Raw genomic sequence first — 4,269 nt, 5'->3', positions numbered from 1 at the left:
CATCAAACAAGTGAAGAGCCCATCCTGACGGATGGGCTTTTTGCGTTTTTGTCGTTTAAAATTGCCAGATTTTAGTCACGCCATGGTACCTGCTCCCCCTGACAATCAGGAAGCCTTCCCTCGCTATATACGGTAAACTAATGCAGATTTTGCATCTGGAAGCCATTATGAGCCACTCACTTAAGCCCTGGAACACCTTCGGTATTGACCGTTCTGCCAAAGCGATTGTACGCGCCGAAACTGAAAAACAGCTACTGGATGCCTGGCAAAATGCCACCGCAGAGCGCCAGCCAACCCTGATCCTTGGTGAAGGAAGCAATGTTCTGTTCCTGAAGGATTATTCCGGTACGGTCATTATCAACCGTATTATGGGGATAGAAGTGAGTGAAACATCTGACACGTGGCATTTGCATGTCGGTGCAGGAGAAAACTGGCATCAGCTGGTCCAGTTTGCGTTAAATAACGGAATGCCGGGCCTGGAAAATCTTGCTTTGATTCCTGGCTGCGCCGGCTCCTCGCCGATTCAAAATATTGGTGCTTACGGCGTTGAATTACAGAAAGTTTGCCGCTACGTCGACTGCATTGAGTTGGTCACGGGTGTGAAACAGCGTCTTTCCGCTGCTGAATGTCGCTTTGGCTACCGGGACAGTATTTTTAAACATGAATATCAGGACCGCTACGCCATTGTGGCGGTTGGTTTGACGTTGCCAAAAGCCTGGCAACCCGTTTTGACCTACGGTGATTTAACCCGGCTCGATCCGCAAACCGTTACCCCGCAGCAGGTATTTGACGCCGTCTGTCATATGCGCATGACCAAACTCCCCGATCCAAAAGTGAATGGAAATGCGGGGAGCTTCTTTAAGAACCCGGTCGTTAGCGCGGACAAGGCGCAAGCGCTGCTGGCGACCTATCCGGGTATCCCTCACTACCCTCAGCCGGATGGCAGTATGAAACTTGCCGCCGGCTGGCTTATCGATCAATGCCAGCTTAAAGGTAAAGTGATGGGTGGCGCAGCGGTGCATAGCCAGCAGGCGCTGGTATTGATCAATCAGCATCAGGCAACCAGTGAAGACGTGGTTGAGCTGGCTCATTACGTACGCCAGCAGGTTGGTGAGAAGTTTAATATCTGGTTACAGCCGGAAGTGCGCTTTATCGGTGAAACGGGTGAAGTTAATGCCGAGGAGACCATCGCATGAAAGACTACACCGTTCCTTTGACGCTAATATCGATCCTGGCCGACGCTGAATTTCACTCAGGTGAACAGCTTGGCGAGCGTTTAGGGATGAGTCGGGCAGCAATCAACAAGCATATTCAAACGTTACGCGATTGGGGAGTCGACGTATTTACCGTTCCGGGTAAAGGCTACAGTCTCCCTGAGCCTATCCAGCTTCTGGATGAAGAGCAGATCGCCAGGCAGATCGAGCATGGCCGGGTAACCGTACTACCGGTGATTGATTCCACGAACCAGTATCTTCTGGACAGACTTAGCGAACTGCAATCGGGTGATGCCTGCGTGGCTGAGTATCAGCAGGCAGGTCGCGGCCGCCGCGGGCGCAAGTGGTTCTCGCCGTTTGGTTCTAACCTTTACCTTTCAATGTACTGGCGACTGGAGCAGGGCCCTGCTGCGGCTATAGGTTTGAGTCTGGTCATTGGGATCGTCATTGCCGAGGTGCTGCAAAGCCTGGGGGCGGATAAAGTTCGGGTGAAATGGCCAAACGATCTCTATTTACAGGATCGGAAGCTGTCCGGGATCCTGGTGGAACTCACGGGGAAAACCGGCGATGCTGCGCAGATAGTCAGCGGCGCGGGGATCAACCTCATGATGCGCCGGGTGGAGTCTGATGTTGTCAATCAGGGTTGGATCAGCCTCCAGGAGGCAGGGATCTCTATCGATCGTAATACGTTAGCGGCTTGTCTGATTAAAGAGCTGCGGGCAGGATTTAAACTTTTTGAGAATGAAGGTCTGGCACCCTATCTCACCCGCTGGGAAAAGCTCGATAACTTTATTAATCGACCGGTTAAACTTATTATTGGCGATAAAGAGATCTTTGGTATTTCGCGAGGTATTGATGCTCAAGGCGCATTATTACTGGAGCAGGACGGGATGGTAAAACCCTGGATTGGCGGTGAGATATCATTGCGCAGCGCTGAATAAAAAAAGGGGAGCTAACGCTCCCTTTTTTATTTTCTTAAACGCACCTGATTCACAGAGTGGTTTGCGCTTTTGGTCATTATAAGGCTGGCTCGCTCACGCGTTGGTAGAATGTTCTCTTTTAAATTCAAAAGATTAATCTCATTCCACAGCGATGTGGCAATATCAATTGCTTCATCTTTAGACAGCTGAGCATAGCTATGAAAATAGGAGTCCGGGTCGGTAAACGCGCCTTCGCGGAATTTCAGAAAACGATTGATATACCAGTTTTTTAGCAGTTCTTCAGGCGCATCAACGTAAATTGAAAAATCAACGAAGTCCGAAACAAATACATGATGCGGATCGTGTGGATAATCCATGCCGCTCTGCAGAACATTTAATCCCTCAAGAATTAATATATCAGGCTGCGTGACGGTTTTATCCCCATCAGGAATGACGTCGTAAATCAGATGTGAATAAACCGGAGCCGTAGCGTCAGGAACGCCGGATTTCAGGTCTGAGACGAATTTAACCAGGCGATGCATGTCATAAGACTGCGGGAAGCCCTTCTTCTTCATCAGGCCGCGTTCTTTCAATACCGCGTTAGGATGCAGAAAACCATCTGTCGTGATTAATTCTACATGTCGATGTTCAGGCCAGCGGCTCAGCAATGCTTGCAGCACGCGCGCGGTAGTGCTCTTCCCGACCGCCACGCTACCCGCAATGCTAATGATGTAAGGAATACGTTGGCCGTTGGTGCCAAGGAATTGTTCCAGTACAGCCTGGCGGCGCAGATTAGAGCTGATATAGAAATTGAGTAAACGCGACAGCGGCAAATAAATTTCCGCTACTTCTTCCAGGGAAAGATCTTCGTTGATGCCTTTTAACCGCGTGATTTCTTCTTCTGTTAGCGTCATCGGAACGGAATCACGAAGCGCAGCCCATTGGTCGCGGTTAAATTGTAGATACGGTGTCATTAACGTTTGCTCTTTTAGGCTCATAAGCATGCTCTTGCAACCGCCGAATTACATGAAGGCGGGGTGCTTCACACTAGTTAATCAGGACAATGGGCAGGAGGGTAACACCAGATTGCGAGGAATAATAAGAAAAAAACTCATTGAATGATGCTTTCTAAAGGTAGCATCACAGAGATGAATGGTTTGGTAAGGGGATATAAAGTTCTCAGCAGAGACCCGTGGGTTATTCATTGAATCGGGTGGTCAGGTGATGGGGTATCGATGCCGCTTTAGCGACTTCACTCTACTTTTTGCCCTCCTCGGCAACCCTATCCGTGAGGATGATTGGCGTATTTTTGTCCTGCTCTGTTTGAAATTACACCATTTTTTCTCGTTTGAGCACAAAATGTGAGCAATAGAACATTTTCTGCAATTTTTTAGTTGCATGAACTCGCAGGTCTCCCTAGAATGCGCGCTACTTGATGCCGACTTAGCTCAGTAGGTAGAGCAACTGACTTGTAATCAGTAGGTCACCAGTTCGATTCCGGTAGTCGGCACCATCAAGTGCCTGGTGGGGTTCCCGAGCGGCCAAAGGGAGCAGACTGTAAATCTGCCGTCATCGACTTCGAAGGTTCGAATCCTTCCCCCACCACCATCTTTCGGCAACGCTTTGCGGAGCCAGAGTTGATTGGTTAAACTGGTCAGCTCAAACAAAAAAAGAGACGCTTCTCTTTTTTTTGTTATAGAAAGAACTGGGTAGCCGAGTTTCAGGATGCGGGCATCGTATAATGGCTATTACCTCAGCCTTCCAAGCTGATGATGCGGGTTCGATTCCCGCTGCCCGCTCCAAACGTGCTGATATGGCTCAGTTGGTAGAGCGCACCCTTGGTAAGGGTGAGGTCCCCAGTTCGACTCTGGGTATCAGCACCACTTCTTTATCTCTCCTCCCCTGTTTCTCTCTTGTTTATTGCATTCAACAAGTCGGGCATGTTGCCCGGTTGATGTGGTGATATCACCGATTTATCCGTGTCTTAGAGGGACAATCGATGTCTAAAGAAAAGTTTGAACGTACAAAACCGCACGTTAACGTCGGTACTATCGGCCACGTTGACCATGGTAAAACAACGCTGACCGCTGCAATCACTACCGTTCTGGCTAAAACCTACGGTGGTTCTGCTCGCG

At 49.4% G+C, this 4,269-nt stretch carries 4 protein-coding genes and 4 tRNA genes; 7 read left to right on the top strand and 1 reads right to left on the bottom strand.

The window, feature by feature from the left end:
- Positions 1-167: 167 nt before the first annotated feature.
- On the top strand, positions 168-1,196 hold the full coding sequence (gene murB, locus ABLU88_RS16240) for a UDP-N-acetylmuramate dehydrogenase (protein WP_064375892.1): 1,029 nt from the start codon (positions 168-170) through the stop codon (positions 1,194-1,196).
- Positions 1,193-2,155 (top strand): bifunctional biotin--[acetyl-CoA-carboxylase] ligase/biotin operon repressor BirA, encoded by a 963-nt coding sequence (gene birA / locus ABLU88_RS16235; protein ID WP_014837096.1) that lies wholly within the window; start codon positions 1,193-1,195, stop codon positions 2,153-2,155. Before murB ends, birA begins: the two co-directional genes overlap by 4 nt.
- 26 nt (positions 2,156-2,181) lie before the next feature.
- Here birA and coaA read toward each other — a convergent pair whose 3' ends face one another.
- Entirely contained in the window at positions 2,182-3,132 is a 951-nt protein-coding gene (coaA, locus tag ABLU88_RS16230) for a type I pantothenate kinase (RefSeq protein WP_014227490.1), read from the bottom strand.
- Positions 3,133-3,571: 439 nt separating this feature from the next.
- Here coaA and ABLU88_RS16225 point away from each other — a divergent pair.
- The 5 genes from ABLU88_RS16225 to ABLU88_RS16205 all read left to right on the top strand — a co-directional run.
- A tRNA-Thr gene (locus ABLU88_RS16225) sits at positions 3,572-3,647 on the top strand.
- Between the two features lie 10 nt (positions 3,648-3,657).
- Positions 3,658-3,742 (top strand) — tRNA-Tyr (locus ABLU88_RS16220).
- A gap of 119 nt (positions 3,743-3,861) precedes the next feature.
- Positions 3,862-3,936: transfer RNA gene (locus ABLU88_RS16215), tRNA-Gly, on the top strand.
- Between the two features lie 5 nt (positions 3,937-3,941).
- A tRNA-Thr gene (locus tag ABLU88_RS16210) sits at positions 3,942-4,017 on the top strand.
- Positions 4,018-4,133: 116 nt separating this feature from the next.
- Positions 4,134-4,269 (top strand): GTP-binding protein (locus tag ABLU88_RS16205; RefSeq protein ID WP_009484166.1); only part of this gene is annotated, 136 nt, incomplete at its 3' end.

The organism is Klebsiella sp. GW_Kp182 (genome assembly GCF_040062275.1).
GTDB lineage: Bacteria > Pseudomonadota > Gammaproteobacteria > Enterobacterales > Enterobacteriaceae > Klebsiella > Klebsiella michiganensis.
This window is presented reverse-complemented; position numbering and strand designations above follow the sequence as displayed.

Excerpts from the sequence above, each read along its gene's own strand:
- murB (WP_064375892.1), top strand. The coding sequence starts at position 168 with ATGAGCCACTCACTTAAGCCCTGGAACACCTTCGGTATTGACCGTTCT.
- birA (WP_014837096.1), top strand. The coding sequence starts at position 1,193 with ATGAAAGACTACACCGTTCCTTTGACGCTAATATCGATCCTGGCCGAC.
- coaA (WP_014227490.1), bottom strand. The coding sequence starts at position 3,132 with ATGAGCCTAAAAGAGCAAACGTTAATGACACCGTATCTACAATTTAAC.